32 protein-coding genes are annotated in these 26,902 nt (G+C 72.3%); 13 read left to right on the forward strand and 19 right to left on the reverse strand.

All coding sequences use genetic code 11. The features are described from left to right. The first annotated feature begins 543 nt into the window (after positions 1 to 543). Positions 544 to 1,293 (forward strand): hypothetical protein, encoded by a 750-nt coding sequence (locus ACIBPC_RS31500; protein WP_398849437.1) that lies wholly within the window; start codon positions 544 to 546, stop codon positions 1,291 to 1,293. A gap of 30 nt (positions 1,294 to 1,323) precedes the next feature. Here ACIBPC_RS31500 and ACIBPC_RS31505 read toward each other — a convergent pair whose 3' ends face one another. The 8 genes from ACIBPC_RS31505 to ACIBPC_RS31540 all read right to left on the reverse strand — a co-directional run bounded on the left by ACIBPC_RS31505 (position 1,324) and on the right by ACIBPC_RS31540 (position 7,088). Continuing rightward, complete coding sequence (locus ACIBPC_RS31505) at positions 1,324 to 1,932, reverse strand: DNA-binding protein (RefSeq protein ID WP_398849439.1); 609 nt, start codon at positions 1,930 to 1,932, stop codon at positions 1,324 to 1,326. A gap of 556 nt (positions 1,933 to 2,488) precedes the next feature. After that, on the reverse strand, positions 2,489 to 2,740 hold the full coding sequence (locus ACIBPC_RS31510; protein ID WP_398849441.1) for a hypothetical protein: 252 nt from the start codon (positions 2,738 to 2,740) through the stop codon (positions 2,489 to 2,491). Then, positions 2,740 to 3,051, reverse strand: a complete 312-nt coding sequence (locus ACIBPC_RS31515) for a hypothetical protein (protein ID WP_398849442.1) — start codon at positions 3,049 to 3,051, stop codon at positions 2,740 to 2,742. Before ACIBPC_RS31515 ends, ACIBPC_RS31510 begins: the two co-directional genes overlap by 1 nt. A 150-nt stretch (positions 3,052 to 3,201) precedes the next feature. Further along, positions 3,202 to 3,669 (reverse strand): hypothetical protein, encoded by a 468-nt coding sequence (locus ACIBPC_RS31520; RefSeq protein WP_398849444.1) that lies wholly within the window; start codon positions 3,667 to 3,669, stop codon positions 3,202 to 3,204. Then, on the reverse strand, positions 3,666 to 4,220 hold the full coding sequence (locus ACIBPC_RS31525; RefSeq protein ID WP_398849563.1) for a bifunctional DNA primase/polymerase: 555 nt from the start codon (positions 4,218 to 4,220) through the stop codon (positions 3,666 to 3,668). Before ACIBPC_RS31525 ends, ACIBPC_RS31520 begins: the two co-directional genes overlap by 4 nt. Positions 4,221 to 4,225: 5 nt before the next feature. Then, the gene (locus ACIBPC_RS31530; protein WP_398849445.1) at positions 4,226 to 4,567 is read right to left on the reverse strand and encodes a hypothetical protein; all 342 of its coding nucleotides are present in this window, start codon (positions 4,565 to 4,567) and stop codon (positions 4,226 to 4,228) included. A 224-nt stretch (positions 4,568 to 4,791) separates the two neighbouring features. Then, positions 4,792 to 5,208 (reverse strand): hypothetical protein, encoded by a 417-nt coding sequence (locus ACIBPC_RS31535; RefSeq protein ID WP_398849447.1) that lies wholly within the window; start codon positions 5,206 to 5,208, stop codon positions 4,792 to 4,794. A gap of 128 nt (positions 5,209 to 5,336) precedes the next feature. Further along, the gene (locus ACIBPC_RS31540; protein ID WP_398849449.1) at positions 5,337 to 7,088 is read right to left on the reverse strand and encodes a M23 family metallopeptidase; all 1,752 of its coding nucleotides are present in this window, start codon (positions 7,086 to 7,088) and stop codon (positions 5,337 to 5,339) included. A gap of 118 nt (positions 7,089 to 7,206) precedes the next feature. Here ACIBPC_RS31540 and ACIBPC_RS31545 point away from each other — a divergent pair, with 118 nt between their 5' ends. The 12 genes from ACIBPC_RS31545 to ACIBPC_RS31600 all read left to right on the forward strand — a co-directional run bounded on the left by ACIBPC_RS31545 (position 7,207) and on the right by ACIBPC_RS31600 (position 19,365). Beyond that, positions 7,207 to 7,731 carry a hypothetical protein gene (locus ACIBPC_RS31545; RefSeq protein ID WP_398849451.1) on the forward strand — a complete coding sequence of 175 codons (525 nt, stop codon included), beginning with the start codon at positions 7,207 to 7,209 and terminating at the stop codon, positions 7,729 to 7,731. Then, positions 7,728 to 8,033, forward strand: coding sequence for a hypothetical protein (locus tag ACIBPC_RS31550; protein ID WP_398849453.1), 306 nt, complete (start codon positions 7,728 to 7,730; stop codon positions 8,031 to 8,033). Before ACIBPC_RS31545 ends, ACIBPC_RS31550 begins: the two co-directional genes overlap by 4 nt. A gap of 68 nt (positions 8,034 to 8,101) precedes the next feature. After that, positions 8,102 to 8,797, forward strand: a complete 696-nt coding sequence (locus tag ACIBPC_RS31555; protein ID WP_398849454.1) for a hypothetical protein — start codon at positions 8,102 to 8,104, stop codon at positions 8,795 to 8,797. 62 nt (positions 8,798 to 8,859) lie between these two features. Next, positions 8,860 to 10,194, forward strand: a complete 1,335-nt coding sequence (locus ACIBPC_RS31560; RefSeq protein WP_398849455.1) for a hypothetical protein — start codon at positions 8,860 to 8,862, stop codon at positions 10,192 to 10,194. A 1-nt stretch (position 10,195) separates the two neighbouring features. Then, on the forward strand, positions 10,196 to 11,695 hold the full coding sequence (locus tag ACIBPC_RS31565; protein ID WP_398849457.1) for an SCO6880 family protein: 1,500 nt from the start codon (positions 10,196 to 10,198) through the stop codon (positions 11,693 to 11,695). 19 nt (positions 11,696 to 11,714) lie between these two features. After that, the gene (locus ACIBPC_RS31570; RefSeq protein ID WP_398849459.1) at positions 11,715 to 13,190 is read left to right on the forward strand and encodes a helicase HerA domain-containing protein; all 1,476 of its coding nucleotides are present in this window, start codon (positions 11,715 to 11,717) and stop codon (positions 13,188 to 13,190) included. A gap of 428 nt (positions 13,191 to 13,618) precedes the next feature. Further along, on the forward strand, positions 13,619 to 14,341 hold the full coding sequence (locus ACIBPC_RS31575; protein ID WP_398849460.1) for a hypothetical protein: 723 nt from the start codon (positions 13,619 to 13,621) through the stop codon (positions 14,339 to 14,341). A gap of 284 nt (positions 14,342 to 14,625) precedes the next feature. Beyond that, entirely contained in the window at positions 14,626 to 15,216 is a 591-nt protein-coding gene (locus ACIBPC_RS31580) for a hypothetical protein (protein WP_398849462.1), read from the forward strand. A gap of 221 nt (positions 15,217 to 15,437) precedes the next feature. Further along, positions 15,438 to 15,932: a hypothetical protein gene (locus tag ACIBPC_RS31585; RefSeq protein ID WP_398849464.1), complete on the forward strand. Its 495-nt coding sequence runs from the start codon at positions 15,438 to 15,440 to the stop codon at positions 15,930 to 15,932. A gap of 37 nt (positions 15,933 to 15,969) precedes the next feature. Beyond that, complete coding sequence (locus ACIBPC_RS31590) at positions 15,970 to 16,710, forward strand: PP2C family protein-serine/threonine phosphatase (protein WP_398849466.1); 741 nt, start codon at positions 15,970 to 15,972, stop codon at positions 16,708 to 16,710. A 78-nt stretch (positions 16,711 to 16,788) separates the two neighbouring features. Continuing rightward, positions 16,789 to 18,579, forward strand: coding sequence for a DUF6884 domain-containing protein (locus ACIBPC_RS31595; RefSeq protein WP_398849468.1), 1,791 nt, complete (start codon positions 16,789 to 16,791; stop codon positions 18,577 to 18,579). A 279-nt stretch (positions 18,580 to 18,858) separates the two neighbouring features. Continuing rightward, complete coding sequence (locus ACIBPC_RS31600) at positions 18,859 to 19,365, forward strand: hypothetical protein (RefSeq protein ID WP_398849469.1); 507 nt, start codon at positions 18,859 to 18,861, stop codon at positions 19,363 to 19,365. 193 nt (positions 19,366 to 19,558) lie between these two features. Here ACIBPC_RS31600 and ACIBPC_RS31605 read toward each other — a convergent pair whose 3' ends face one another. The 11 genes from ACIBPC_RS31605 to ACIBPC_RS31655 all read right to left on the reverse strand — a co-directional run bounded on the left by ACIBPC_RS31605 (position 19,559) and on the right by ACIBPC_RS31655 (position 26,777). Beyond that, positions 19,559 to 20,452, reverse strand: a complete 894-nt coding sequence (locus ACIBPC_RS31605) for a ParA family protein (RefSeq protein WP_398849471.1) — start codon at positions 20,450 to 20,452, stop codon at positions 19,559 to 19,561. Further along, positions 20,449 to 21,777 carry a ParB/RepB/Spo0J family partition protein gene (locus ACIBPC_RS31610; RefSeq protein WP_398849473.1) on the reverse strand — a complete coding sequence of 443 codons (1,329 nt, stop codon included), beginning with the start codon at positions 21,775 to 21,777 and terminating at the stop codon, positions 20,449 to 20,451. Before ACIBPC_RS31610 ends, ACIBPC_RS31605 begins: the two co-directional genes overlap by 4 nt. A 237-nt stretch (positions 21,778 to 22,014) precedes the next feature. Continuing rightward, entirely contained in the window at positions 22,015 to 22,407 is a 393-nt protein-coding gene (locus ACIBPC_RS31615) for a hypothetical protein (protein WP_398849475.1), read from the reverse strand. Further along, a complete protein-coding gene (locus ACIBPC_RS31620; protein WP_398849476.1) occupies positions 22,404 to 22,835 on the reverse strand; it encodes a hypothetical protein in 432 nt (143 codons plus the stop codon). The genes ACIBPC_RS31615 and ACIBPC_RS31620 overlap by 4 nt, the downstream gene beginning before the upstream one ends. A 181-nt stretch (positions 22,836 to 23,016) precedes the next feature. Beyond that, positions 23,017 to 23,523: a DUF4031 domain-containing protein gene (locus tag ACIBPC_RS31625; protein ID WP_398849478.1), complete on the reverse strand. Its 507-nt coding sequence runs from the start codon at positions 23,521 to 23,523 to the stop codon at positions 23,017 to 23,019. A 135-nt stretch (positions 23,524 to 23,658) separates the two neighbouring features. Continuing rightward, positions 23,659 to 24,030 carry a hypothetical protein gene (locus tag ACIBPC_RS31630; RefSeq protein WP_398849480.1) on the reverse strand — a complete coding sequence of 124 codons (372 nt, stop codon included), beginning with the start codon at positions 24,028 to 24,030 and terminating at the stop codon, positions 23,659 to 23,661. Continuing rightward, a complete protein-coding gene (locus ACIBPC_RS31635; protein WP_398849481.1) occupies positions 24,027 to 24,263 on the reverse strand; it encodes a hypothetical protein in 237 nt (78 codons plus the stop codon). The genes ACIBPC_RS31630 and ACIBPC_RS31635 overlap by 4 nt, the downstream gene beginning before the upstream one ends. 137 nt (positions 24,264 to 24,400) lie before the next feature. Next, positions 24,401 to 24,919 (reverse strand): AAA family ATPase, encoded by a 519-nt coding sequence (locus tag ACIBPC_RS31640; protein WP_398849483.1) that lies wholly within the window; start codon positions 24,917 to 24,919, stop codon positions 24,401 to 24,403. 335 nt (positions 24,920 to 25,254) lie between these two features. Then, positions 25,255 to 25,473, reverse strand: coding sequence for a hypothetical protein (locus ACIBPC_RS31645; protein WP_398849485.1), 219 nt, complete (start codon positions 25,471 to 25,473; stop codon positions 25,255 to 25,257). Between the two features lie 426 nt (positions 25,474 to 25,899). Then, the gene (locus ACIBPC_RS31650) at positions 25,900 to 26,388 is read right to left on the reverse strand and encodes a protein kilB (protein ID WP_398849487.1); all 489 of its coding nucleotides are present in this window, start codon (positions 26,386 to 26,388) and stop codon (positions 25,900 to 25,902) included. Positions 26,389 to 26,396: 8 nt separating this feature from the next. Beyond that, positions 26,397 to 26,777, reverse strand: coding sequence for a hypothetical protein (locus ACIBPC_RS31655; protein ID WP_398849488.1), 381 nt, complete (start codon positions 26,775 to 26,777; stop codon positions 26,397 to 26,399). Between the last annotated feature and the right edge of the window lie 125 nt (positions 26,778 to 26,902).

The raw sequence follows: 26,902 nt of genomic DNA on the forward strand, positions 1-26,902 counted from the left end.
CCCCCGCGCGGGGGGGGGGGGGGGGGGGGGGGGGGGCCCCCGCGGGGGGGGGGGGGCGGGGCGCCCGGGGGGGGGGGGGGGGCCCCCCCCCCCCCCCCCCGGCCCCCCCCCCCCCCACGGCCCCGGCCCCGGCCCTCCCCCGACCACGCCAGCCACCCCATGGGCCCTCTTCCCCAGCCGCCGAACCTCCTGCTCTCGCACGTCCACTGTCATCCGCATCAATCTCGCGCCCAGCCGACTGCCTTCACGACTCAGCCGGACAGCACCACGAAACCAAACCTCTTCTATTCGCCCGCTCGTTCTCCTGTTCCCCTTTCAGCAGGAATACGGGAATTCTCTCCACCCACCCCCGATATCCAAAGGTCCCCGCAGGACAGGCCACTTGGACCCCGGAACCGTCATCTCAGCTAAGGTCAGGGGCGCTGGAGATCGACAGCGCAGGTCAGGACCAGTGCACTACGCTGCGGCGAGCAGGCCCCGCGTATACGCAAACGTATATCTAGCGCATGGGCAGCGTAGACCCCGAGAACGCGGAAGGCACCGATGACCAAAAGCAGCACCACGACCCGGAGCGCGCTGACCGCCCGGGATCTCGAATTCGCCCAGTGGATGGCGAAGTGGCGCGCCGTTCAGCGTGACCAACTGCAACGCGAATTCGACCGGCGGGACGGAAGGACACGACGGAAGGAGGTCTACGAACGGCGGCTCCGGGCGTTGCGCGCCGCGCAGCTTGTCGAGTGGGACACGCCGCTCGGCCGACCTGGTGTGCACTGGCTGACCCAGAACGGGATGAAGTTCGCCGGGGTACCGGGCACTCCGGCGCGGTGGTCGCACGCAGAGCTGGTGCACGACCTGGCGGTGATCGACCTCGCCCATCACCTCCAGGACCTCCAGCCGGCCCACACGGTGGTGACCGAGCAGGAGATCCGCCGGGCCGAACCGGGGCCTGGCACGGGGCCGGGAGCGCGGCTCCGTGCCGACCTGGAACTTGGTGTCGGGCGGGCGAAAGGCGGGCGGGCCTATCCCGACCTCGCCTCGATCGGCCCGGACAGGTCTGGGGTGGAGCGGACCTGGCTCCACGAGTACGAGCGCACTCAGAAGGGGCGGCAGCGGCTCGTCACCATCATGCTCGCGTACATCTACGCCCGACACGTCGACGGCGTCGCCTACTGGGTACCGCCGGAGCTGGTGGCACCCACGCAGGCCGCCGCCGACGAGGCGAACGACAAGGGTGAGAGGGAGGGCTTCCGCCGGTGCATCACGGTCCGCCCATGGCAGTCCAGTCCGTCGTGACCTGCTACCGGAAAGCAGCGCGCTTCAGGTTCAGGCGTTTGCGTGGATCTCCCGGGCTCTGTGCAGTGTCCTCTGCGCCGTGCGCTGGGGCAGGGAGTAGGCGGTCATGACCGATGCGACGGTCACCGGTACCGGTCCGCGGAGGAGTTCGGCGACCTCGCGTGCGCGCTGCTCGGCCGGGGATGCCGCACGGGGCTTGCTGTCCTTCGTGCCGCGGGGCCGGCCGCTGGGCTTGGGGTTGGCCGACGGCGGGTTGTCACGGCGCTCCTCGATGACGCGACGGGACCACCACCGGCGCCCGTGCCGTTCTTGCCCCTGGTCTGCCTGTCCGCGTCCCGCGTACGCCCGGAGGGTCTTCGGATGGATTCCGAGAATGGCCGCTGCCTCGTCGGCGGTGAGCAGGTCGTCGGGGTGCGGGGGGAGGGGGACATCGGGGATGGACTCACCTGCCAGGCACGCTCGGACCTGTGCCAGGTCGTAGACGATCACCCGGTTGCCGCCGGTCTGGCTGTCATGGACCGGGGTGAGCGTGTCGCGGATGAGCGTGCCTTCCCGGCTCTTCCGCCAGTTGGCCAGGGTGAAGCCTTTGTTGGCGGCGAGTTCGGACTCGGTTGTGCTCGGCCGGCCTCGGGGGATCATCGCGGAGCGTCTCCAATGTACGGTTGATCGGTCGTCTCTGGACGGCAGGGAGGGGGCCAGCGGATGCCGAGGCCGTGTACGTCCGTGCACGGCGAACCGCTGGCTCCGTCTCCTCTCCCGGGTCAATAAGAACTGTACAGCCAGTCTGTCCGCAGCTCGCCGCCGACTATACGTTTGCCTATACGTTTGCCTGTGCGCGGGCTCTCCTCCTCCGCTCCGCTTATCTCCTGGCTGATGCACGTCTCACCTGCAAGAACACGCTGTGGGTCGAGCTGACCTGAGGTGGGAAAGGGCGTCAGGCCGGGGCGTTCTGTGCTGAGGGGTCATCGAAGGGGGCACGGAAGGCGGCTCCTGCTGGCCGTGCGGGTAAGGAACGCGACACAGCAGTGGAGGGAGAGGGCCGGGATGAGCGGCCGGCGGAGGAGTCCCCGGTGCTGTTCGGCGCGCACCGGGCCCGGCCGTGACGATGCCTGTCCGCGCCGGGCAGTGCCGGGGCAGCGGGGGTCTGGGGGGCGGCGAAGCCCCCCAGCGGCCGCCGGGCTTCCGTGGCTGCTGTTCAGAGGCGGACCAGTCGGACGGCGGTGACGGTCAGGACGTCCCGGCTGACGTAGTAGGTGACGAACATTCCGTCGACGGTGGCGTCGCGGCGGTCCTTGTCGTGCGGCTCGACCGGGGTCGAGCCGTGCTTGTACGGGTCACGGCCGAGCGTGCGGCTCATCTCCTTGTCGAGCCGGGCGCGGCGCTTGTCGGGGAGCTCAGCGCGGGCGGTGTGTGCTTGTCCCGCGTACGCGATGCGGTAGGCCGCCACTACGCCCCGCCCGTCTCGTCGGCGTAGGTGACGCCGGACAGGTCGCCGGCGCGCAGCTTCGCCAACGTGGCCTGGTCCTCCTCCTCCGCGCCGGGCACGGTTTCCAGGGCGCGTCGTACCAGCCACTGCTGCAGGCCGCGTACGGGGATGTGGCGCAGGTCTGCCTCGAACGCGGCGCGCTGCTCCTCGGGCAGTGCCTCGCTGATCGCCGCGATGGTGCCGGGCAGCTGCACCTCCTGGCCGTGGACGGTGGTGGTCGATCCGGCGGGGGCGGGGCCCGGCAGGTCGTCGTCATGGGGGGCCGTGGTCACGAGGGTTCCCTTCCGCTTGTCGTGGGGGTCGCGACCACGGTAGACGGCGCGCAGGCGGTACCCAGGGCGCTCGCGCACGGCTGTGCGCCCCCGGCCCGTTCGGCGTCCGCTCCGGACGGGGCCGGGCGGACGCGACCGGAGCGGGGCTCGTCAGTCGAGGAAGGTGAGGGCGCGGGTGTGGGGGGTCCATCCCCGGGTGTCCTCGGGGTAGTCGGCGGGGGCCTGCATGTGCCGGAGGACCCAGGTGGTCACCGCGTGCTCGCGGTGGCGCCTCTCCCTGTGGTAGGTGGCCACCGCCAGGTCGATGAACACGTGTGCGGCGGGGCTGTAGGGCTTGGGGCTGTCCCGGTCGGGGTTGGCCAGCCTGGGGTCGGCCAGCAGCCGTTCGAGGGCGTCGTGCCACCACCGGGTGAAAGTGGCGTGGCGCCGCAGGGCTTGCGCGGCGTCGGCCGGGCCGTCGTCGAGGCTCTCCAGAGGGGTGTGGACGAGGCAGTGCGGCACGGCGCGGTGGTAGTCGGCGATCGCGGCGAGTTCGGGTGTGGTGAGCGGCGGGGCGTGGTACTGGCACAGCTGGACCCGGTGGGCCAGGTCGTCAGGCAGGCGGGGCGGAGCGGTCACCGTGGCCCCCTGGAGGTGAGGAGAGTGGCGATCCAGCCGGGCAGCGGCGCGACGGGCAGGTCCCAAGCGAGGAGGTAGGGCCGGCCGCGGATGCGGGAGCCGGGTCCGACGACGTAGCCGCCGCTGCGGCGGCCGGGGCCGCGGACGTCGATTCCGGGGCCGAGCGGGGATCTGCCGCCGGAGATGCTCGCGATCGTGCAGTCCGGCGGGACCCGGAAGTAGAGGTGGATGCCCCCGCCCGGTGTCATGACCGCCAGCGTGCGGGGCCAGTCGGTCAGTCCCCGGATGTCCAGCTGGGTCCGCAGCGTCTCGATTCCGTTGCGGGCCGGGCCGTCGGCATGGTGGGTGTCCAGGTCGAGGACGACGAGGCGGGAGGCGCGGCAGGCGACGCCGAAGTTCGCGTCGCCGCCGAGCATTCCGGGGAGCGCGGTTTCGTCGCCGGTGGTGACGAGTTGCTGCTGCCAGCCCGGTTCGGGGACGCGGCTGTCTGTGGGGATGCGGAAGACGGCCAGGCCGCGCCGGACGAGGGCCTGGGCGTCGGACAGTGCCATCGGGATCACGCGGCCTCCTCGCAGACGCACGTGCCGTACGGGTCGCCGCCGACGCCGGCGCCGCACTCGTAGCAGCCCATGCCGTACGGGTCTTCCTCGTCCATGCTGTCGTAGTAGTCGCCGGGCACCCACACGGCACGGTCGCCCCCGCCGGGCGGGGCATGCTGCTGTCGGCGGAGGCAGGCGACGGCGTCCTGGTAGGTACGGATCGTCGTATACGTCGCGAGGTATCCGGTGAGGGCCTGGCGCTCGCCGACGTCGGGATGGTCCAGCAGCGCGACCGCGTCAGCGTGCTTGATGCCCAGGGACGTCTTGAGGGCGGCCAGGTCGCGCTTGCGCGCGTGCATCTTCGGCATCTTCAGCTCGATCCTGCGGCTGTGGTGATCCCAGACTCACCAGCCGCGCGAGCGAGGCCAGCAAGACGTGCGCGGAGCGGCTCGGCGCGGGGCACCTTCGGTGAGCGGTGTCCGGTCTGGGCCGGACACACCGGGCCGCGAGCCGGGCCCACGACCCCGCGAAGGAGGCCGCAGGCCCGATCTTAGGTGATGGGCAGTCATGGCGGAACGGCGCGTCACGGAGCCGGATGCAGCAGCGGTGCGTCGCGGAGGACGAGCCAGTGGCCGTCCGGCTGCCGCGCGCACACGAGAGAGGCGGTCTGCTCCGTGCGGGCGGTCCTCCGGCGGCCGCGGCGCTCGACGAGCTGGTAGTTCGCGCGGTAGACGACGCGGTCGGCCGAGCGGGCGGTCTCGGTGAGCTCGACGCGCTCGGCCTGGCGGATGGTGCCGGGAGGCGGCGGGGGCTCCCACTGCTGGCCGTGTCCGCGCTCGGGGTTGGCGGGGTCCATGTACGCCTCGGCGGCGCGGGGGGCGGCCCCGTCGCCTGCGCCGCGGCTCGCGGTGAGGTAGCGGCGGGCGACGTCGGCCGGGTCGGCCGAGCGGGCGGTGCTCGTCGGAGCCGGGCCGAGGTCCGGCTCGTGCGGGTCGGGCACGCGCGCGCCGGACGGGGCTGGGGCCCCGGCTGTCGCCGGGGGAACAGCCGGATGCGGTGGTTCGGTCGAGGTCGAGCATCCGGCGGCCAGGGCGAGGACCAGGAGGGCGGCGGGTGCCGCGCGGCGGATCACCGCGGGGTCCGGACGGTGACGTGGACGCGGTCGTAGTGACCGGCGCTGATCCCGGCATCGAGGCCGGTGTCGAACGGGCGGCCCCAGCCGTCCTCGTCCTCGGGGCGGTCCGGGCTCCAGACGCGGCCCTGCCAGACGATGTAGTCCACCGCCAGGTCCTCGGCGTACGCGCGCAGCCACCCGGCGAGGGCCCATCCCTGGGCGAGCTGCTGCTGCGTCGGCTGGATACCGAGCGGGCCGGGGGCGGCGTCGCAGGCGTTGCCGGCGGAGTGGTCGCGGCTGCTGGCGTCGTGGCAGGTGAGGGAGTGCCAGTCGGGCCAGGCGTGGGTGATCTGGTCGTGGAGGTGGGCGGCGGCTGGGGTGAGGCAGGAGCCGCCGGTCGGGTCGGGCTCGGTGCAGCGCGCGGTTCCTCCGGTGAGCGGCTCGGGGGCGGGCGGGATGTCGATGGCGACGGGGACGGGTCCGGCATCACCGGCGGGCGCCACGGGGCCCGCGCCGAACGCTTCGAGGTGGCGGTGGATGTGGTCGAGGTAGGCGCGGATCGTGTCGGCGCAGGTCTGGCCGCAGTCGGCTTCGCCGGGGTCGGGGATGCCGGTGGCGGAGCGGGTGACGCGCCCGCATCCGGCGACGTGGCACACGGCCATGGCGTCGAGCGGGCTGATGGTCTTGTCGGGGTGGGCGGCGAGGTGGCGGGACATCTGGCGCAGGCTGCCGCAGACGTAGGTGATGCCGATGCGCAGGTGGGTCTCCGGGGTCCAGACCGGGTGGTCGGCGGGCGGGCGGGTTCCTCGTGTCCAGGTTCCGGCGTCGCCCCCGGCAGCGGTCCAGGCGTGGTGTCCGAGCTGGTAGAGCCCGGCGGCGCCGCCGTTGGTATCGGTCGTCCATGCGGTGGGTGACCAGCTGCTCTCTGCCTGGACTTGGGCGTAGATCCAGGAGGTGGGCAGCTCCGGGCAGATGCTCGTGCGCAGCTGCTCGACGGTGGGCATCATGCGGCGGGCCAGTTCGGGGAGCGCGGCGGGGGCGGCGCCTCCGGCGAGGGCGGCCGGGACGACGCATCCTTCGGCGGGGGCGGTGACGGGTAGGTCGCCTTCGCGGTCGGGCGGGGTTGCGGCGGCGGTGGCGAGGTAGGGCTCCGGGTCGACGGGGAGGTGCTGGCCGTCGATGCGGGGCCGGACCTCGAAGTGGAGGTGAGGGCCGGTCGAGTTGCCGGTGGACCCGACCGTGCCGATCGGGTCGCCCGCGCGCACGGAGGCGCCGCGACCGACGTCGATGGTGTCGAGGTGCGCGTACATGGTCACGACGTCGTCGGCGTGGAGGAGGAAGACGTGGCGGCCGAACGCGCCCTCGTGCGCCAGGTTGAGAACGACGCCGTCGGTGGCGGCGACGACGGGTGTGCCGGTGGGCTTGCCGAAGTCGATGCCGGTGTGGTCGGCGGCCCAGTGCTCGCCGCCTTGTCCGAAGCGGGCGGTGATGGCCGCGGGGGCGGGCACGGGATAGACCCAGGGGCCGGGCCGGATCTGCTCGGGCTCGACCGGCGGCAGGACTTCCGCGTCGGCGAGCGGCAGGTTGATGTGTGCCTGGTCGCCTGCGGGGGCGGCTGCGCGTACGGCGCTGTCCTGCCCGTGGCACAGGACGAGCGGGGTCTCGGTGCCTGCGAGGAGGAGCAGGGGCAGCAGGATCACGAGTGCGGCGGCGGAGACGGCCGCCCACAGGGGTCCGCGGGATCGGCGTGCGGCGGTCTGGAGCATGGGCGGGACCATACCGATAGGTCGATATCCCTAATTGACCGAAATTTTGGGGGGTTTGGCTCGTTCCTCTATCCGGACCGGCTACAGCCGGTCCGGATAGAGGGAGGGAGTGATCGGCATGAGGATCGGGACCCGGCGGAACACCGGCGGGACGGATCTGCCGCCGGTGGAGCTTCCGCCGATCGCTGTGGTGAGCTGTCACGGCGGGTGCGGAGCGACGACCGTCGCGCGGCTGCTGGGCCCGGCGGGCCGGGAGGTGCAGCGCGATGCGCTGGCCGTGCGGGACGAGGTGCTGGTGATGGTCGCGCGGGGCACCGCGCGCGGGATGCAGTGGGCGACCGAGGGGGTGCGGGTCGCGTACGAGCACATCCGTCGCGGGTGGCTGGCGGAGCCGCCCGTCCTGGTCGTGGTGGCCGACAGCCCGTTGCGGGAGCCGTCCGTGGTCCGGGCGCGCCTGCGGCTGCTCCAGGACCGGGTACGGGGCATCGTCCACATGCCGTACGTCTCGCAGTGGCGGGAGGTTGACGACCCGCTGTCCCTGCCGGTGCCGGCCGGGGTGTGCGCGTCGATGGCCCATCTCTCCTCGCTGCTGTCTCCCTCACCCAGCCCTGTTCTAGAACTCGAAGAGGAGCGCGCGCCGTGATGCTGGCCGACCTGATCCCCGCCGTGTTGACGCTGGCAGAGGGGGAGATCCCGAACCCGGACTCCCAGCCGATCGATGACCTGATCCCTCAGCGTGATCTCGGGCTCGGGATGCTCAAGTGGGGCGGATTCGCGGTCGCGGCTGGTTCCCTGATTCTGATGGGGTACCGCTTCGCCGCCAGCTCCTACTCGTCCAAGGGGGCCACGACGGCGGCCGAGACCGTGTCGCGTATCCCGTACCTGATCATGGGTGTCCTGCTGATCTCGGGCGTCGGCGCCGGTCTGGTGGGGCAGTTCCTGTGACGCGCCGGACTGTGATCATGTGGGTGACGGGCGGTGCGGTCGCCGTCGCCGCGGTACTGGGAACGGCCTTGCTGCTGGATACCGGGCAGGACCGTGTCGGCGCCGCCGAGCCGTCCGCGCCGGTGACGAGCGCACCACCCCCGCCGGCGACGGCAGACCAGCCGGGCGCGGTCGACCAGGAGCAGCCCGAGGCGGATGACGGCGACGCGGGCGCCCGGGTGGACTGGTCCGGCCTGACGTGGGACGACTGGCGGGGGATGCTGCTGCCGGTCAGTCCCGTACACGGGCCGACCACCGTGTCCGAGGCCGCCGCCGCAGGGTTCAGCCATGACCTCGGCGGGGCGGTGCTGGCCGCCGCGCACTGGGCAGCGCGTGTGTCGCCGCAGGCCGGTCCGGAGATCTACGGACCGCTCGTGGAGCGGATGGCCGGGGACACCACGACATTTCGGGCGCAGCTCGACGTCGACTACGAGGCTGCCCGTGCGGCGTCGGGCCTGCCTGCGAACGAGCCGATCCGGTCGCACGCCGAACTCGCCGGGTGGGCAGGGCCGTCCGATCCCGCCGCCGCGGCAACGGAGGAGGTGACCGTCCGCCTCCTGTCGCGCGGTGCCGGGCCGGACGGCGGCGAGGTCCTGGTCGAGGTGCCCGTGACGCTGCGGTGGGAAGCCGGGGACTGGACGCTGGTCGCCCCGGTGGGCGGGCAGTGGGCCGGTCGTCCCGTGGCGTCGGCGGACGGCTTCGAGACCTTCCCCGGGGGCGCCTGATGTGCGGGATCACCGACCCGGGTGGGTGTGTCGCGGCGGCAGCGCGGTCCGGGCTGGAGGCGATGGCCGACGCCTTCGCCGACGCGGCGGCCTGGATGGTCGAGCAGTCGACCACCTGGTGGATCGACACGGACGAGAGCCTGAACGAACCCGTCGTGGCCGCGATCCAGGACGTCACCCAGCCGCTGACGGTGACCGTGGCGGCGGCCGGGATGATCCTGCTGGGCATCCGGATGGTCATGCGGCCGGGCCCCGAGCACCTGATGACGTTCGGTGAAGGCCTGGCGAAACTCGTCTTCTGGACGGTTGCCGGAGTGGGCTGCCTCCAGCTCGTGGTCGAGTTCAGCGGCGCGTTCGCCGCCTGGGTCCTGAGCGATGCCGCGAACCGGGACACCGGCCGCCAGCTCCTGGACGCGTTCGCGTTCACCGGCGGCCTCAGCACCGCAGCGGTGCTGCTGCTGAGCCTCATCGCCTTCCTCGCCAGCCTCGTCCAGTGGGTCATCTCCCTGATGCGCGAGGGCGCCGTCATCATCCTCGCCGGATGCATGACGCTCGCGGCCGCCGGGACCTTCTCCCTCGGGCGGACATGGCACCGCCGCGTCCTGACCTGGGCTCTGGCTCTGGTGTGGTGGGAACCCGCCGCCGCTCTCGTGTACTTCGCGGCCTTCCGGCTGATCGGCGAAGCGCAGGGCGGGGAGGACGTACTGGTCGGGATCACGATGCTGTGCATGGCCGTCCTGGCGCTCCCCGCGCTCATCCGGCTGTTCAGCTGGGCGGCGGATGAGATGGACGGACGGGGCGGCCGCGCTGGCTGGGCCGCGATGGCGGCGGCCAGCAGAGTCCGGTCCCGGAGCGCGCGGCGCATGGGACCGGACGCCCAGGCAGAACTCGTCGGCGGAGCACTGCCTCCCGCAGGAGGCGGCCGGGGCGGTCCCGGAGCCGGACCCCGCCCCTCCTCGCGCCCGGCGATGCCGTCTGGCGGCAGGGCTGCGGGGGCGGGGGCGCCGTCGGCGGCCGCGGCGGGGGCTGCCGCGGCCGGGGGCGCAACGTCCGGGGCGAAGGACATGGCGGCGTCGGCGCTGGCGACGGCGCAGCAGGGCGCCAAGCGGCAGGGGCACTCCCCGGCAGGCCTTCCCGGCACGGCGTCGGGCGCGGCAGCGGTGCCGGAGACGGCCGGGGGACGTGCTGCGGCATCAGCTGCCGGTCAGGCCGCGGGTGCGGCGGCTGCGCCTGTGGGAACGGCGGCGGCCGGTGCGGGCGGGGCGGCTTCCGCTGCGGCGTCCGTCGCGCGGGCCGCCGCTCAAGGGGCGGCGAACGCCGCGACCGAACAGCCGGACGGAGCCCGCCCGGAGGCGGCGGGGGACGGACAGGACGTACAGGATCGGAAGGAGAGCTGACGTGGCGCGGGAGGTGAGGCTGTACGGCGGGTGGCGGCAGCCGCGGGGGGTGGGGCTGGGGCAGTTGACACCGGGGCAGACCCTTGTGGTGCTGGGTGTGTGCGCCGTGTGTGCGCTGCTGCTGACGTTCTCCGTGCGGACGCTGTGGGTGACGGGTCCCGTCGCCCTCGTGGTCGGGATCGGTGCGGCGGCGCGGTGGCGGGGCGAACCGCTGCTGCTGGTCGTCGTCCGCGCCGTGCGGTGGCAGCGGGGCGTGCGGGCCGGGCAGGACGAGTACGTGTCGGGGGTGCTGACGCAGTACGGCCCGGACGCTGATCTGCCGGGGCTGCTCGCGCCGGTGCGGCTCCTGGAGTGCGAGGACGGTGACGGCGGGCACTTCGGATTGGCGTGGAACCGGCGGACCGGGCTTCTGGCGGCCACGCTGCGGGTCGCGCCGGTGTCGACCGCGCTCGCGGACGACGGCACGGTGGACGGGTGGGTGGCGCAGTGGGGGGCGTGGCTCGCGCGGCTGGGGCATGTGCCGTCCGTGGCGTGGGTGACGGTGACGGTGGACACCGCGCCGGACCCGGGCAGCACGCTCGCCGACTACGCAGAGGCGAGGATCGATCCGGACGCGCCCGAGATCGCTGTGCAGGTGTTGCGGGAGCTGGTGAGGACGTCGCCGGCGGCGTCGGCCGCCGTCGAGACGCTGGTGACGATTGTGTTCGATCCGGCCCGCTCGCCTCAGCCCGCCGAGACGTTCGCGGAGGCAGTCGCGGAGACCGGCAGGCTGCTGGCAGGACTGCAACGGGCGCTCACCGGCTGCGGCGTGACGGTGCTGGGACGGGCGAGCGCCGCGCGGCTGGCCGGCATGATCAGGGTCGCGTTCGACCCGGGCGCGCGGGCGGAGGTCGCCCGCGCGCTGGTCCGCGATCCGGACGACACCGGCCGGGAGGCCGGGGCCGAGCAGCTGCTGGCAAGCGGTGCGGCGGGGCCGCTGGCGGCCCGGGAGCTGCCGGACCGGTACGAGCACGACTCGGGTGTCTCCGTGGGATGGGTGTGGGCGCTGGCTCCGCGCCAGCATGTGACGTCGGACGTGCTGATCCCGCTGCTGGCGCCCGGCCGGTGGCCGAGGAGGGTGGCGCTGTCGTACCGGCCGTACACGGCGGAGCAGGCGGCGGAGCACCTGAACAGGCAGGTGAACGCGGCCCAGTATCGGAGCGAGTTGCGGACGGTGCGGCAGGGAACGGAGTCGGCGACGGACGCGGCCGACCGGGCGCGGGCGGAGCAGGCCGCCGCCGAGGAGGCGCAGGGCGCGGGGCTGGGGCTCATGTCGCTGGCCGTCACGACGACCGTGACCGACCCGGCCGAACTGGACGCGGCGGTCGCCGACGTCGAGCAGCGCGGCGGGACGTCGAGGATCCGGCTGCGGCGGGCATGGCGCGCGCAGGCGGCCGTGTTCGCGGCGACGCTGCCGCTGGGGATCTATCTGCCTGACGCCGTGCGGCGCCGGGCCCGGTGAGAGGAGAGGGAGCCAGGTGGTGAGCAGGGGAATGCCGGACACGGGGCCGGTGCCGCCGTCGTGGGGCTGGCCGGGGCCGGGACGGGGACGTGCCTCGTACGTCGCCGCTCCCGCACAGTACGAGGCGACGACCGTGCAGGCGTGCGGGCTGTTCCCGTTCACCGCCGGGTCGGGGAGCCCGGCGACCGGGGTGCCGATCGGACGGCACATGATCTGGGGCGAGGTCGTCGCGCTGGACCCGATCGACTGGGTCCGGCACGGGTTGTCGACCAACCCGGGTATCTGTGTGCTCGGCGAGCCCGGGGTGGGAAAGTCGGCGCTGGTGAAGCGGCTGGTCACGGGGCTGGTGGCCTACGGCACCGGCGGCCTCGTCCTGGGGGATTTGAAAGGCGAGTACGGGTCGCTGGTGTCCTCGCTTGGCGGCCAGGTTGTACGGATCGGCTGGGGACTCGGACGGCTCAATCCACTGGACTCCGGGGCGATGGGGCACGCCGTACGGCGGCTGGAGGCCGCCGGAACGGATCGGGCCGAAGGACTGCGGAACGAGATCCGCACCCGCCGCCTGGACCTGCTGCTCGCGCTGTGCCTGATCGCGCGGGGCAACCGCGGGGGCCCGATCACGGACGCCGAGGAGCTGGCGGTCAGCGCGGCGCTCGACGAGCTCGGGAAGCGGGACCGGGAGCCGGTCATCCCCGAGGTCATGGCCGTCATCGAACGGGGCGGGGACAAGCTGACGAAGGCGGTGAAGGCACGCAGCGAGCACGAGTACCAGAACTTGACGGACGGCATCGTCCGCACCCTCGCGAGGATCTGCCACGGCCTGCTGCGGAACCTGTTCGACCGGCCGACCAGTACACCGGCGGATCTCGCGTCTCCGGCGGTGTCCATCGACATCTCCGCGCTCGCGCAGGCCGCCGACGACATCGTGGCGGCGGCGCTGATGTGTACGTGGGCGTATGGATTCGGCGCGATCGAGGCGGCGCGGGCTGTCGGTGACGACCGGCCGTACCTGACGGTGCAGGACGAGCTGTGGCGGTCGCTGCGCGCGGCGCCGGGCCTGGTGGAGCGCACCGACCGGCTCGGGCGGCTGAACCGCAATCAGGGGCTCGGGTCGGTCATCGCAACACACTCGCTCGCCGACCCGGAGACACTTCCGACCCCGGAGGACCGGGCGAAAGCGCGCGGGCTGGTCGAGCGGTGCGCAACGGTCATCACCGGCGCTCTCCCGGACACCGAGCTGGAGCGAGTGCACCGCGTACGGGCTCTGACGCCGCGTGAGCGGCAGATGGTGGCCAGCTGGTCGGCGCCCGAGTCCTGGCAGACGGACCAGCCGCACCCGGGCCGGGGCCGGTATCTGCTGAAGACCGGGGCCCGGCTCGGTCTGCCGGTCGAGATGCATCTCACGTGGCAGGAGCGGGAGATGTACGACACGGACACGGCGATCCGGGGGCGCGTTCCTCGAGCGCGCGGCAACCGGATCGGCGCCGCCGGATAGGCAGTCCAAAGCCGGCGCTCGCCGGAGATCTGCCACTTGAGGGCCCGCGGGGACGTTGTCCTGCGGGCCCTTCGCCATGTCCGGGCGGAGGCCAAGACGGCAGCTACGGGAGGAGGCCTGTGACGGCGAGGGCCCGTCGCCCGGCGAACCCAGCGGGGGCGCGATGCCGGGTCCGATGGGTCTGGGGCTGGTCGGCCGGGCGCGGAGGGGCGCGAGCGGGGGCCAAGACGGCAGCTACGGCGAGAGCGCAGTCCGGGCCACTGCCGTCCCCCGGCGAACCCGCCGACCGTGGGCACGGGGCCTCTGACCTGCGGTTTCACTCCTTCGGCGGACAGAGTGAGCTGGAGAAATGCAAAGACTTGCCGTAGAGTTTTTCTTGTCGGAAGGGGTGGCACCCTCCCGACGCCCCTCCCCCGCAAGGAGACGCCATGCGACGCCTGTACGACCTCAGCCCCGTCACCATCCCGGAACGCCCCACCGAAGACGACCACAGGCCCCTGCCCGCCCCGCTGTCCGAGGCGATCGTCGTCCGCGCCCGCGACGTCGAGGACGGCGACCTGGTCGTGGCGGACTTCAACGAGAAGAAGGACGGACGCCGCGTCGCCGACTACTTCTACGAGCCGTACATCGCCAACATCCGCTCTCTGTGCGGAGAGTGCGCCGCGTGCGTGACCGACCGGAGCGACGTCGCCGACGTCGCCGACGCCGGGACACGGCTCGCCGTACTGGGCTACGACCACACGGCGGGCTGCGAGATCTGGCCCGCCAACGCCCCGGTCCTGATCCTGCCGGGCCCCTGGACCGAAACCCAGGTCGCCGCCGCCATCAGCACCACGGACGAGGACAAGCCGGAAGCGGCACAGGAGGAGCCGGAAGGCTCCGGGTACGCAACCGTCGCCGACATCGGCCGCGCGGTCGCCGCACTGCTCGGCTCCGGCTGGACCGCGTGGGACGGGCCGTGGGGCGTCACCTCGCGCCTGTCCGGCCCCACCGACCGGGACCAGGTAGTGATCCAGATCCACCCCCACCTGGAGGAGATCTGCATCAGGGGATACGGCCACGAGACGTTCCCCAGGGGGAAGCCGAACTCCAAGGATCTTCCGGCAGTGGCTCTGGCTCTCGCCTTCCTCATCCACCAAGAACAGCACTGACCCCCACCCTTCCCGGCCCGGGGGGCGCGTTCCCGCCCGGGCCGATCTGCCCGGGCGGGAGCACGGTCACGGACGACGACCGCTCCGGGCTCATCAGGATGGTCCGCGCCCCACGGTCGACGGCGGACAGCGAGCGCCACGCGGCGCTGAGAGCGGCGACACCACCCCGGCCAACCTGCCCGCCGGGAAGTGACCGGCCCTCCCCCGCCACGACGGCCGTCGTCCTCCGCCCGCCCGGCGAACTCCCTCTCCCCCACCAGCAGAACGACAAAGGACTCATCACCATGACCTCGTTCCCCGCTATCTCCTGGTGGCCGACCGCCGTCACCATCGACGGCCACGGCCGACCGCTGCCCGCTTGGACGGACGGCACCTCCAACCGCTTCGGCATCTCCGTCACCTTCTCCGACGACGTCGTCCAGATGATCGCCGACGACTTCGAGGCGGAGAAAAACCCGTACGGGAACCGCCTGCGGCGGATCGAGGAGGGCTGGGAGCTGCGAAACCTGTCCTACGACGATGAATACCCCCAGGTCATCGAGCCTGACGTGTACGGCCGCTACGCGATCGGTGACGAATGGTGCTGGGCCGAAGGCGGCCCGGGCACGTCGGCCGAGCTGAACGCACTGCTCGACCGGCACAAGCCCCGCCCGGACACGGTGAACAGCACGAACCGCTGGAGCGTCGTGTGGGGCACCTGCCAGACCCGCCTGACGGTGGCCGAAACGGTGCCGACCCCTCTGGAGGACGGCGCCCGTGCCGAGCTGGAGGCGGCGTGCCGCGCCGAGGGCTTCGAAGTCCACCACGTCACCGCGCGCGGAGTCGTCGATGCCGAGCAGGCCACGCGGGCGGCCTATTACGCCAGCCGGATCTGAGAGCGCTTCCACCTACGCGGACCGGTCACCGGCCGGTCCGCTCCTCTCGCCGTGCCGCGCCCGGGTCCGCGCAGCAGGGCGGCTTCCTCCCCCGCGGTCCCCCTCCCCTTCCTCCCGGTCTGGAGATCAGCATGTACTGCGCCCTTGCCTTCATCCTCCCCGTCGTCGCTGTCGTCCTCGCGCGCTCCCTCCCCACCCGCCGCCTGCGCCACCGTGCCGGTGTGCGTCTCGACCAGTGGCGGACCTTGCCTGCCCGGCATCCTGCGCGCTGGACAGCTGATGCCGTCTCAGGCGTCTCGACCGCCTGGGTCATCGCGCGGGCTGTCGTCCGCCGCCCGATCGCATCGGCACGCGTCATGCAGCAGGTCGCGCGGCTCGCGGCCCGCCATCAGCCGGACGAGCTGACCCACGCCGTCTCCGAAGCGGCCCGTCTGCACGTCCCCGACCAGCCGGTGTACGAAGCGCGCTTCCATGTGCACCAGCCGTCCCGGACCTGCGACCTGCAGAACGTCGCCTTCCGGCACGGACGGCACCACACGGACGTCACCCGGATCACCCTCGGCGGCAATCCCGTCGCGCTGGGCGGCTCCGCTGGCCCGGACACCCGCCAGGCGCTGGCTGCCTCACGGGAACGCGTCGCTCTCGCGCTGGCCGCCCTTCCGATCGGCCCCGGCATCGCCGTCATCACCGTGCCCTGCCGCCGACGCGACACCTGACCGCTCTTTCCTCTCTCGCTCCTGGAGGTTCGTCATCATGCGCAGCTACGCCGCCGCCCAGCTCACCGGCACGCGCTCCCACCAGTGCGACGCAACTGCCGTCCGCTCCGCGCCGGGCGGAACCCGCGCCTACGTGCTGCTCGACGGGATCGGCGACGATCCCGACGTGCGGGAGTGGACCCGCGCCGCCGCCGTCCGTGTCGCTGGTGCCGCTGCCCGGCGCGGCAACGCCGAAGCCGGGCTGCGGGCTGTCTACGACGCGTACGCCGCCGACCCTGACCGCCAGGACCCGTTCCGCCGGGACTCCATGCCATCGGCCGTCGCCGTCGTCGCCGTCGTCGTCCCCGGCCAGCGCATCACGATCGCGTGGTGCGGAGACGCCCGCGCCTATATCCTCACGCCGCGCGGCGTGCTGCGCTGCTGCACCCGTGACCACAACATGCGCCGAGTCGCGCGCGGGCGACGCAACGTCGTCACGTCTTTCCTCGGGTCCGACCAGTCCGACGAAGAGGTGCGAGACGTCTACGGGCATCGCGCGATCGAGACCGCCAGCCACCCCGCCGAGCCGTGCCGCCTGCTCCTCGCGAGCGACGGCGCGTACGACCCTCTCGCGGACTCGGTGCGGCCGATTGCCCAGTACCTCACCGGTACCCCCCGGACGGCTGCAAACCGCCTCGTCACTGAGGCCGTGAGTGTCTCGCAGCTCCTCTGTCTCCGGCATGGCGAAGCGCCGTACGCCGACAACGCGACCGCCCTGGTCGCCGACCTGCGCCCCTGATCCTCGTCTGCCGCCTGCCCCCTGCTGCGGGGGCGGGCGGCAGAACCGTCCCGACCGACGCCTCCGAAGGAAGCTCTCGTGACCACGCCCGTCACCGTCCAGGCCCTCACCCCGGCCCAGATCGACGCCGAACTCGCCCAGCGCGACCGGCTCCCCGTCTTCATCCGCGCCGTGGCCCACAACGACGCGCGTGCCGGGGAGTACAAGGCCATGTGCGATGTGTGCGCAGAACGGGACAGGCGTCTCGGGCTCGGCACCGGCCGGGGCGAAGAGCCAGGGCGCGTCAGGCTGCGCTGGGGAGCGGACGCCCAAGGGGAAGCCGAGCGCGCCGCGTGGGACCACGCCGAGGAGCACCGCGCCTGGAAGCGGGTGGAGGCCGACGCAGCCGAGCGCCTGCGGCACGGTGAGCGGGCGGCGGCACTGAGGTGGTCGGAGGCCGACGCAGACGTGATGAGGTGGGCGGCAATGGGCTGGCTGCACTGGTGGATGCCCAAGCACCGCGTCCTGTACTTCTGCGACCGCACACAGGAAGGACGGGGTCCCCGCGTCGCGCACGGCCGGGTCGAGGCACTGGCCGCCGCTGGACTCCTGACCACGCCCGATCCCGACAACCCCGGCATCATGGCCGTGGTCCCGACTGCGGACGGACGCGAAGCCCTCCGGGTCTGGAAGCTGTGCCGCCCCGAACCAGTGGTGCGCAGCCGGAGGATCGACGCCCAGCCCCGGCCGCTTCTGCCCGGCGGCCAGGAGGAGCGCAGGAGAGCGGATCTGTCCCGGGCTGCCCGGGAGCGCGCCGCTGGTCACCCGGAGGAGGCCGAGGAACGCGACCGCCAAGGGCGTGCCGCTGACGCTGCTCCCGCCTCTTCCGCCGACGCCCCAGCAGGCCGGCAACCGCAAGGCGGGGGAGAGGGGGCAGCGGCGAGGGAGGAGACCGTCCCTGAAGGACTCCTGTTCAAGGGGCCGGAGCCGGTACATCGGGCTGTGCAGCCGTCCCGCACCCGGCGAAGGCCGGCGCGGGCAGACACCGGCGCGGCGGGTGTCCAGGAGTACCTGGTCCTTCCCGGCATCCCTGCGCCCCGGCCTGCCGGGCCGAGACTCCCCCGGGCCCAGCGGGTCGCTCTGCGCACCGCTGCCGCACACCCCGAAGGGTGGGTTCCGTTCCCCGTGAACCTGCGGGTGCTGCGGACGCTGGGAGCGCGCGGCTGGCTCGAATGGACCGAGCCGCGCATGCTGTGCGGCCAGGCGGAGTGCGACGGGGCCTGTTGCTACGGTGCGCAGTGCCGGGCGGCCGAGATCGCCGACTGCGTGTGGAAGCCGTGCGCCGGAGCCATCCGGATCAGCGAGTCCGGGCGGCACCGGATCGCCGCCGAGCCGCGGGAGCAGGTCGTCATCGTGCCGTGCGGCAAGAAGAAGGCCGTCGAGCCGTACGGCCCGCGCAAGGGGCAGCCGGTCGAGGTCGAGCAGGCCGGGCGGATGTACGTGGGCAGCTATCACCTGGCGGCCCGCCGCGCGGCCGACGCCCTCACCCGCGACGACCAGGACGCGAGGGTGCTGATCCTGTCCGCGAAGTACGGGCTGCTGCCTCTCGATCGCTGGATCACGGCCTACGACACGCGGCCCGGCGATCCGGACGCGGTGAGCGGGGAGACCCTCCGGCACCAGGCGCACGACCTGTGCGTCGCCGGAGCAGACGTGACGGTCCTGGCCGGCCAGGACTACGTCGCCCTGGCCCGCGAGGCATTCCCCGGCGTGGCTGACCCACTCGGCGGGAGCCGGGGGATCGGCGACCATCAGGCGCGTCTGGCGAGGATCTCAGCGGCCGGAGATCCGGCGGCCGTCGTACGCCAGCTGGCCGCTGAACGCTGCTGACCGGCGGACCGGGATCACCCGAAGCGTGAGCAGAACCGCACACCGGGTGCGGCATCCCGCCGTGCCCGGCTGCTCACGTTCATGACCGCTCCGTCCCCTGCGGCCTCTTCGCGCCGGAGGGCTCGCCGAGGAAGGACAGGAGGTGCGGGCTTCCGCTCCGGGGCCGTCAGGGCGTGGACGCGGCGATGCCCCGTGTGGGTGATCAGGCCTCGGTCGGCGTAGCGGCGGCGGGCGCTGTCCGGTTGAGCCGGTGACATCCGATCAACAGGAGGGGACCCCATGCGTATCGGGCAGGTCGTCACCGCGGCGGCCGTCGCGGTGACGCTGACAGGCGGCGCGCTCTGCACGGCGCCGGCAGCCGTGGCGGCGGAGAAGTGCACCACCAGCAGCAAGAGCCTGGACATGCCGCAGTACTCCGGGCCGTGGCCGGACAACTGGGATTTCACCGTCAAGGTCTGCGCCCGCCGGTCCGGGTCGAACGTCAGCGCCTGGGCCAGGGTGGAGTGGAACGCGCCGACATCGGCCGAGCAGGTCGCCACCTTCGACGCGGCACGCGTGCGGGTCCAGGTCAAGCGCTCCCAGTCAGGCACCGACCCCATGCTGAAGAGCGGGACGTACGACTTCCGGTCCCGCGCCGAGGACGGCGACGGCTCGTACACGAGCGGCACCGTGACCGCCGCCTTGGGCAAGAAGCAGGGCCTGGGCGACGCCGAGCTGCTGCTGGACTGGAACAACGACGGCGAAGGCGAGGCCGTCCACCTGTTCAGCGCGACCCCGGCTGTTTAGCCCAGAGCGCCAGCGCGCTCTGGCGGCTCGCCTGCTGGATCAGCGGACCGACTAGACAGCCGCTGGCGTTCACGAGTCCGTCTTGAGTCAACCGTGCGTGCAACAGCGCTCAGGCGCGGCAAGCGTAAAGGGCTGGTTCCCTCGCTATCGGGAGCCAGCCCTTGTCACGCCTCAGCGTTTCCAGCGAAAACGGTCACCGCGCCCGGTCGATGAATCCGAGGTGCGTCATGACCTTGCGGTAGTCAACGGCGGGGGCGGAGTTCGGCAGCAGGATCGGTAGAGGACACTCGTCCTCGTACAGCTTCTTGGCATCCGCCGAGTACCGGACATACGGGAGGAGCACCGCCCCGTATGTGGCCTGGGCGAGCTCGGCGGCGCGGCGGGCGGCGGATTCTTTGTAGGTGGCGGTCGGCGTTCCAGTGAGCAGTATGCGGTTCAAGGTGGGGCGCCCTGGCACGGAGCGTCGGCCGCGGTTCTTCTCCCTTACGCGCTCCAGTTCCTCTGCGAGGCGTTTGACGAGCTTGACGTCCTTGGGATCGGCTTTGATGGAGGGGATGACCGAGTCCTCCTCGTCGAGCATGCGCAGCACGGAGTAGGGCATCTTTCCGTAGCTCGCCGGGAAGTCCAGGTAGAACACCGTGTCATCGCCTTCGTAGGCCCGCAGGAGTTCCAGGAACCAGTCGTTGCGGTCCGCGTCCTCGGCGATGGCGGTGTCGGCGCCGGCCATGGCCGGGCTGCTCGGCACGATCCGGAGGTTTGGGATAGTCGCGAAGTCTTCGTCGTCGTAGCCCGTGCCGATGCGATACCGCGCAGGGAGCGCGACCTCGTCGAGAGTGGCACGGCCGTAGAGCAGGTCAAGCGCCGTCTTCCTTCCCTTGAGAGCAGTTTCGTCATACCCGAGGATCAGTGAGGATGACATGTTGCTGTCGAGGTCGAATACGACGCCGGGGTATCCCCGGAGGGCAGCGGTGACGGCCATGGACGTGGCGCTGCTGGTCTTGGTGGAGCCACCGCATTCAATGAGGTAGGCCCAGATGAGAGGCCAGTTCCGGCCGTTGGGGCGGAAGCGAGGGTCGATGGCTGTCATCGGTCTCCTCCTGAGGTGACCAAGCCGAGTGCGTTCTGCTCCCACTCGGTCTCAGGTGAGTACTGCGCGTACTCCTGGAGAATGCGCACGTGGTGGATCTCGCGGCTGCTCCAGGACTGGCGGCGCGCCCCCGTTCGGAGTTCGGCGGCAGCCAAGGCACTCGCGAAGGCAGCAAGGCGCTGAAGGGTGGGGTCGTCGGAGTCCTGCACTGCACTGAAGTAGGCGGCAGCGTCGGCAGCGTCCAGGCCGTTGCGGTTGGTCTCGCGCAGCCAGGTGTACGCACGCTGCTGGGCAGCGACTTGCTGCTGCGGAGCCAGCACACCGGCCGTGAGAACGGCCAAGATCAGCTCATGGCTGCGGGTGTCGGCGGGATCTGTGGTCTCCACCAGGCGTCGGCAGTGGGTGTCACGGGCAGCAGCTGCGGCGCGGCGGTCGGCGTCGCCGTTGGCCACGGATGGCTTCACGCGGCGCTGGCGGGGCGGTGGGGTCTCCTCGTTTCCAGCAGAAACGGGCGCCGGGTTCGGGATGGGGGACACCGTTCCGCCGACGCCGTTTCCAGCAGAAACGACTACCTCGTCGGGGGAGTCATCGGGCCGCCGCTGCGACGCGAGGACCTGTGCGTGAGCTTCGGCGGGATGCAGCCCCTCTCGCACAAGGCGCAGATAGTCGCGCTGGTCCTGCTCGTCGAGCTTCTGAGCCTTCTCAGCAGCGCTGACCTTGAGGGTGCCGTCTCGAAGCGCCTGCTGGATCTCCGGGGCGAGACCGAGGAGCTGCACGCGCTTCCAAACGGTGCCCTTGGAGACCGCGCCCTCTGCGGTCTCACCAACCTTCTCCGCGATCTGCTCGTACGAGAGGCCGGCTTTCCGCAGCTCTTGGTAGTGCTCGGCCTCTTCCAGAGGGCTAAGCTGCGCACGACGCAGGTTCTCGACCAAGGTGATGAGGCGGGCGACCTCCACCTTGTCGTCTCGCAGAACGCTCGGGATCTTCTCCCAGCCCAGCTCCTGGAGGGCGCGCCAGCGGTGCTCTCCGAAGAGGATCACGTTGGGGGCGGTGATCTGGTCGGCCGTCTCCGGATAGCTCTGCCTCCAGACCTCGGCGCGGATGTGAGCGATGTGCTGCAGAAGGCCAACCTCCCTGATGGTTGCGGCGAGTTCCGGCACTCCTTTCATCTCGCGTCGATTGAACGGGTTGGGACACAGGGAGTCGAGCGCCAGGTCCACAATGTCGCCGCTTCGATCCCTGTCGGTGTAGAGCACGTCTTCGGGAGCCACTTCGGGCTTGGGCTTGGTACTTCTGCGCTTGGGCCGCGGGAGCGCGCCTGTCATTTACCCTCCAGAGCTAAGGTGCCCCCACCGTACAGCCCGAGAGTGGTGTTTCCAGCGGAAACGAACTGCCCGCCCGGCGCCGTCGTTTCCAGCAGAAACGGCGGCGCCAGGCGGGGCGGCAGCCAGGGACTGTCGCCGTTTCCGCCGGAAACGCAGGCTCGCTCCGGCCGCCTACAGGCTCACAGACGGCCGGAGTCCCGGGGCGAAGCCCTCAAGTGGCCGGTTGCTAAGGGGTGGCTACCCGAAGCTCCACCAGCCGTCGTATCCGTCCGGGACGACGGGGAAGGCGTCGAGCATCGGGCGAAGGAACGCGAGGTGCCGGGCGGCCGTTTCGGGTTCCTGGGCGCCCCAGTACAGCTGGCCGTCCCAGCGGCCTTCGCAGTCGCCGCCGTATCGGCCGTCGGTGTGCGCGACCAGGAACTCGGTCGCCGTCTCGGGCCTGACGGTCTGAAGAGCCCACAGGTAGCCGAGGCAGGCGACGGTGACGCCCCCGGTGCGGCGCCGGAACCACACAGCGGGGATGCGGCCCCAGTAGGGGCCGGCAGGGCCGCTGCGCTGTTCCAGGGTGAGGCCGTCGAGGTCAACGGCGTAGGGGCGGCGGGAGATGCGGAACTGCTGGGTGCGGATCATCGCGGGCAGGTCTCCTTGTTCACGGTGGGGGTCCAGTCGGGGGTGCGGGTGAGGAGGGGCCGCTCGGCGATGTCCGCTTGCCGCTGCCACTCCTCGACCTTGGGCAGTCCAGGACGGCTGAACAGGAGGGGCCAGGCGGTGGGCGCGCCCTGGGTGCTGGCGATGAGGAAGGCGTGAGCCCGGTCGAACTCGGCGAGGTAACTGCGGCATTCCATCTGGAGGGCGGAACGCGCGCTGCGGGTCGGGGCCTGGGCAAGGGCGTGGGCGAAGATCTCCTGGCAGCGGGCGCGGCCGTACTGGAGGTGGATCATTGCGTCGGGGATGCGGTCGGGTCCTCCGGGGAGCATGTAGGTGTTGAAGGCGTGGCTGAGGTTGACGGCTACGCGCTCCCAGGCCTCCGGATCGGCGAGGTGGACGGATCGGGTCATGGGGTGCCTCCCGGGGGTGGCATGGGGTCACGGGATGGTGAGGAGTTGTTCGGCGGACCACGGTGTGCGAGTTCACCGGGACGGCGTTGCCGGCCTGGTTGTCGCGGTCCTCAGGGTTGCCAACGAGCTTGGAGTCGGCGGGGGAGTGCTGGGCTGCCGGACGTTCGGTGGTGTGGGGCTTTCAGGCGTGGTCGGTGGTGCTGCGGGTGGGTGCGTCGGATACGAAACGGGTTTCGCCGGGATGGTCGGCGCGCCACGCTTCGGCGCAGGTCTTGTGCGCGGCTTCGCCGTTGTGGGCTCGCAGGGGAGTGGGCTTGTCGCACAGGGTGCAGGGCTGGTCCCCCGTGGGGTCCCAGTGGCGGCTGTCGTGCCAGTCGAGGATGTCGCGCGCCGGTGGGGCTTCGTCTCGGAGACGGGTGCGGAGGAGTTCGGCGAGCGCGGCGCGGTCGAGCTGGAGGGCGCCGAGGTCGCGGACCGCTCGGGTCCGGTGCTGGGGGCCCAGGGGGTAGTGCCAGCGGACACCGGTGGGGCCGTCCGGCTCGCGGAACCAGGTGCGGGGCACGTGGAGATGCCGGGCGGCGGTGTGCAGTTCGTCGCGGGTGTCGGCGAGCAGGTGGCATCCCTTGATGGGGGGGCCTTCCGGGGCGAGGTCGGGGTAGGCGGCGAGGTCATCGACGTACAGGGGCATGCCGGTCTCCCGGAGTGCGGCAGGGCTGTGGGGGGGCTCACCGCGTGGCAGGCCGGGCCGCCCCCGTGTTCGGGTGAGGGCGGCCAGCGGCCGGGCCACACGGACGGCGCGGAAGGCGTGTCCGGGCGGCGGGTATCAGGCGGGTGGGTCGGCTTCGGCGGCTTTGCGGCGCATGATGTCGCCGACTCCGAAGACGCCGTGCTGCTCGCAGATCGCGTCCATCTCGTCTGCTGTCTCTCGCAGCACTGCGGCGCGGGACGGGCGGGCAGCCAGCTCCGTCCGGAGGCGGGCGCGGTCCGCTGCGATCCGGTCGGCCACAGCCTCCAGTCGGCTGCTCTGCTCCCGGAGGCGGGTGATCTGGCTGAGCAGGAACTCGCGCTCGCGCAGGAGATCAGCCCTGTCGGCGTCCAGGTGTCTGCTGCTGCGGTACTCCGTACGCCCGGCCAGGATGTCCTGGGGACGTGCTTCGGCGAGCGGCTGGGGCGCCGGAGCGCTCTGTTCGGTCACCGTACGCTCCCGGTCGCGTCCGCACCGGCACCGGCGTTGGTGTCCCGCTCGGCCGCGCTGGTCTTGCGCCTGCGGGGGTAGACGGCGGCGTACAGGACGGCTCGGTTGTGCGAGATCTGCTCGGGGGTGAGGGGGGAGACCGCGCAGCGGGCCGGGGCCGGTGGCCGGACGGGGATCAGTTCCTGGTACAGGCCGGTGATCCCGGCCCAGTCCTCGGTTCGGGGGGCGTGCATACTGGTTGCCTCTCGTGAGCTGCGGGAGAAGCGGGGGCATCCGCGTGCTGCCAGGCCTTAGATGCCCCCGGTCGGGCCCTCCGTGCAGGAGGGCCCGTTTCCTTGCCACCACCTTCGGCGACAAAGAAAACTCTACATCACATCTTTGACCCTGTGGTGGCGACGCGCCCTCCGGAACGGGTCACCACGGTCAGAACGTGGTCGAAGCCCTCGTCGCACAGCTGGTCGCGGGTCGGCAAGTCCGCGTACTGGTCGGCCAGTACAGCGGGCGGCACCCGACGGGAGCGCTCGGCGTTGCGCCGTACACACTCCTCGTGCGGCGTGGCGAACACAGCGGCGACGCAGGGGCGGCGGTAGAGGCGTGCCTGCGCCAGAAGGCGGGCGCGGGCGTGGGCGAGAAGGCCGGTCGAGTCCACCACGGTGAGGAGTCCCCGGGCGAGCCGCGCGTCGATGATGGCGTGCTGGATGGACACGGCGTCCGTGGTCGCCCCTTGGTCCGACTCGTCGTCGGCGAGACGGCCTCGCAGCTCGTCGAGGGAGACCCTCACGGTGCCGGGGACGAACTGGCGGGCGTAGGTGGTCTTTCCGGCCCCTGCGGGGCCGACGAGGACCAGGAGGGTGCCGGGGGCGAGGTCGGGGGTGGTGCCGTCGTGCACGGGAGTGCCTTCCGAAGGGTCAGAAGCGGGGCTGAGTCAGGTACGTGTGGCCGGTGTGGAGGTGTTCCTCGTGGAACGGGCATGCAGTTCCAGTACGGGGACGGCCCGCCGCGCGGGTGCGCGGCGGGCCGTCTGGGGTCGAGATCTACGTCGGGGGATGCTCGGTGACCGGTCCGAAATCGGATGTCAGCTCGTACCAGCAGATGTAGTGCTTGCCGTCGCTGGTCCAGCGGCTCCCGGGGTACGCCGAGCGCCGCCAGGTCGTGCCGCCCGGTCGACCACGGCCGCGACACCGGGCGGGTGCCGGACGTGGCCGACCGGCCACGATCGACGGGTCATCCGATGGAGCCGGTCCCGTTCAGGACGTTCCCGTGGATCACATCTCCGTGGACCACGTCGCCGTTGATCTGCGGGCCGTGCCCGAGGTGCGTGGGGGCGTGGATGGCGTCGATCCTGGTGATGCTGCCGGTGTTGACGTCGCCGTGTACGTCCCGCAGCTGCGTGACGTCGCGAGCCTCGCTGTCGTCGAGACGGTTTCCGGTGTGCTGGGCCATGGTCTTCTCCTACTGGTCGGGGCAGCCGTACGGACTGCCTGTCCGGTCGTCGCCCCGCGAAGAGGCGACGACCAGGCGGGCAGGCCGTCCCTCAGCCGGCGTGCGGGTAGAACGGGTCCGAGCCCGCAGGTGAGCGGATCTCGGCGGTGCCGCCGCCGTGCCGTGGATGTGGTCGGCGGCGGCGTGCCGCAGGCCAGCGTGCGTCGTGCGTCCGCGTGTCGCAGCAGCGGCCCATCCGGCGTCGTGAGCGGCGCGGCGCAGCGCGAATCGGGCACATCTCGCGCAGACCGCAGGCTGGTTGCGGCGGGATCGCCCCGCCGAACTGCGTCACCACCGTGGAATCGTCCCAAGTCGGGACGGTTTCGATAACCGCAGGAGGCGCCGGGGCGCCCTCTCCGGAAGGCGGCGCGGGGCCTTGGCAGCAGGTCAGGGCTTGGTGCCGAGGACGGCGGCCGTGCCAATCACGGCGGCGGCGGTGTCCAGGAAGCGGTCGTGCGCCGCGATGGACGCCTCCCGCCCGGCGGCGAGGTCGGGTGCCTCGCGCAGCCCGAACGTCGTGGCGACCAGCTGGTCCACAGCCACGCGGACGGCCTGGTGGGGGATGAGGAGGCGGACCAGCGCGAGGGGCTGGGCCATGGCGGAGCGGGTGCGGTAGGCATCGTCTTTGGCTTCGGCCAGCTCTTCGGCGGTGGCGCCGCGCTGCTCCAGCACGCGGCGGCGGTAGCTGGTGCGGCGGTGGTCGGCCGCGCCAGCGGCAACGGCCGCGACGGCGGCGATCTGCTCGCGGCGCAGGGCGGCGCGCTCGGCCGCGGCGTGTGCGTCCTCGGTGATGCGGCGCTGCATCCGACCGGTCATGATGCTGCCGAGCAGCGCGCCGGCGATGGCGATCACGCCGGTGGCGATGGCGGTACCCACAGGGTCTCCTACGGGGTGAACAGGTCGAGTTGGTCGGCGCGGGCGGGCAGGGGAGCGGAGGCGGGTGGGGGCTGGTGGCACCGGCAGCGGCAGTAGGTGCGGCACGCACGCCCGACCACCCAGATCTCGACGCGCGGCCGGAAGGGCGCGCGGTCGTCGGTGACCGGCCACGGCCCCCGGCCGCGCAGGAGGTGACCCTCCGGCGCGGGGCCTTCGTAGCGGGTCCAGTAGTCGTGCCCGCAGGTGTCGTGCTCGTCCTCGCGGCATGCGGCGGAGGTGATCTGGCACGGGCACTCGGCCGCCCGGGGCGGGATCTCGCGCGGTGCCAGGACATGGGTGGAGATCCACGCGGCGGTGGCCGGGGGGACCGGGAGCGGGGTGGCGGTCACGGAACGGAGGTGTCCTTTCTGGTCGTGGGGGCGCCCGGGCCGCACCGGCGCCCCCCCCGGGGGGGCGGGCGGGGCCGCGGTCCGCCGGCCGGGGGGGCGCGACCGCGCGGCGGGCGGGCCGCCGT

It is taken from the genome of Streptomyces sp. NPDC049879 (genome assembly GCF_044461265.1).
Taxonomy (GTDB): domain Bacteria; phylum Actinomycetota; class Actinomycetes; order Streptomycetales; family Streptomycetaceae; genus Streptomyces.

Coding starts and splice junctions, on each gene's coding strand:
- ACIBPC_RS31600 (WP_398849469.1), top strand. CDS start 18,859: ATGCGTATCGGGCAGGTCGTCACCGCGGCGGCCGTCGCGGTGACGCTG.
- ACIBPC_RS31505 (WP_398849439.1), bottom strand. CDS start 1,932: ATGATCCCCCGAGGCCGGCCGAGCACAACCGAGTCCGAACTCGCCGCC.
- ACIBPC_RS31500 (WP_398849437.1), top strand. CDS start 544: ATGACCAAAAGCAGCACCACGACCCGGAGCGCGCTGACCGCCCGGGAT.
- ACIBPC_RS31610 (WP_398849473.1), bottom strand. CDS start 21,777: ATGACAGGCGCGCTCCCGCGGCCCAAGCGCAGAAGTACCAAGCCCAAG.
- ACIBPC_RS31545 (WP_398849451.1), top strand. CDS start 7,207: ATGAGGATCGGGACCCGGCGGAACACCGGCGGGACGGATCTGCCGCCG.
- ACIBPC_RS31625 (WP_398849478.1), bottom strand. CDS start 23,523: ATGCCCCTGTACGTCGATGACCTCGCCGCCTACCCCGACCTCGCCCCG.
- ACIBPC_RS31605 (WP_398849471.1), bottom strand. CDS start 20,452: ATGACAGCCATCGACCCTCGCTTCCGCCCCAACGGCCGGAACTGGCCT.
- ACIBPC_RS31525 (WP_398849563.1), bottom strand. CDS start 4,220: ATGGCACTGTCCGACGCCCAGGCCCTCGTCCGGCGCGGCCTGGCCGTC.
- ACIBPC_RS31575 (WP_398849460.1), top strand. CDS start 13,619: ATGCGACGCCTGTACGACCTCAGCCCCGTCACCATCCCGGAACGCCCC.
- ACIBPC_RS31530 (WP_398849445.1), bottom strand. CDS start 4,567: ATGCACGCGCGCAAGCGCGACCTGGCCGCCCTCAAGACGTCCCTGGGC.
- ACIBPC_RS31645 (WP_398849485.1), bottom strand. CDS start 25,473: ATGGCCCAGCACACCGGAAACCGTCTCGACGACAGCGAGGCTCGCGAC.
- ACIBPC_RS31560 (WP_398849455.1), top strand. CDS start 8,860: ATGGCCGACGCCTTCGCCGACGCGGCGGCCTGGATGGTCGAGCAGTCG.
- ACIBPC_RS31615 (WP_398849475.1), bottom strand. CDS start 22,407: ATGATCCGCACCCAGCAGTTCCGCATCTCCCGCCGCCCCTACGCCGTT.
- ACIBPC_RS31635 (WP_398849481.1), bottom strand. CDS start 24,263: ATGCACGCCCCCCGAACCGAGGACTGGGCCGGGATCACCGGCCTGTAC.
- ACIBPC_RS31590 (WP_398849466.1), top strand. CDS start 15,970: ATGCGCAGCTACGCCGCCGCCCAGCTCACCGGCACGCGCTCCCACCAG.
- ACIBPC_RS31580 (WP_398849462.1), top strand. CDS start 14,626: ATGACCTCGTTCCCCGCTATCTCCTGGTGGCCGACCGCCGTCACCATC.
- ACIBPC_RS31620 (WP_398849476.1), bottom strand. CDS start 22,835: ATGACCCGATCCGTCCACCTCGCCGATCCGGAGGCCTGGGAGCGCGTA.
- ACIBPC_RS31540 (WP_398849449.1), bottom strand. CDS start 7,088: ATGCTCCAGACCGCCGCACGCCGATCCCGCGGACCCCTGTGGGCGGCC.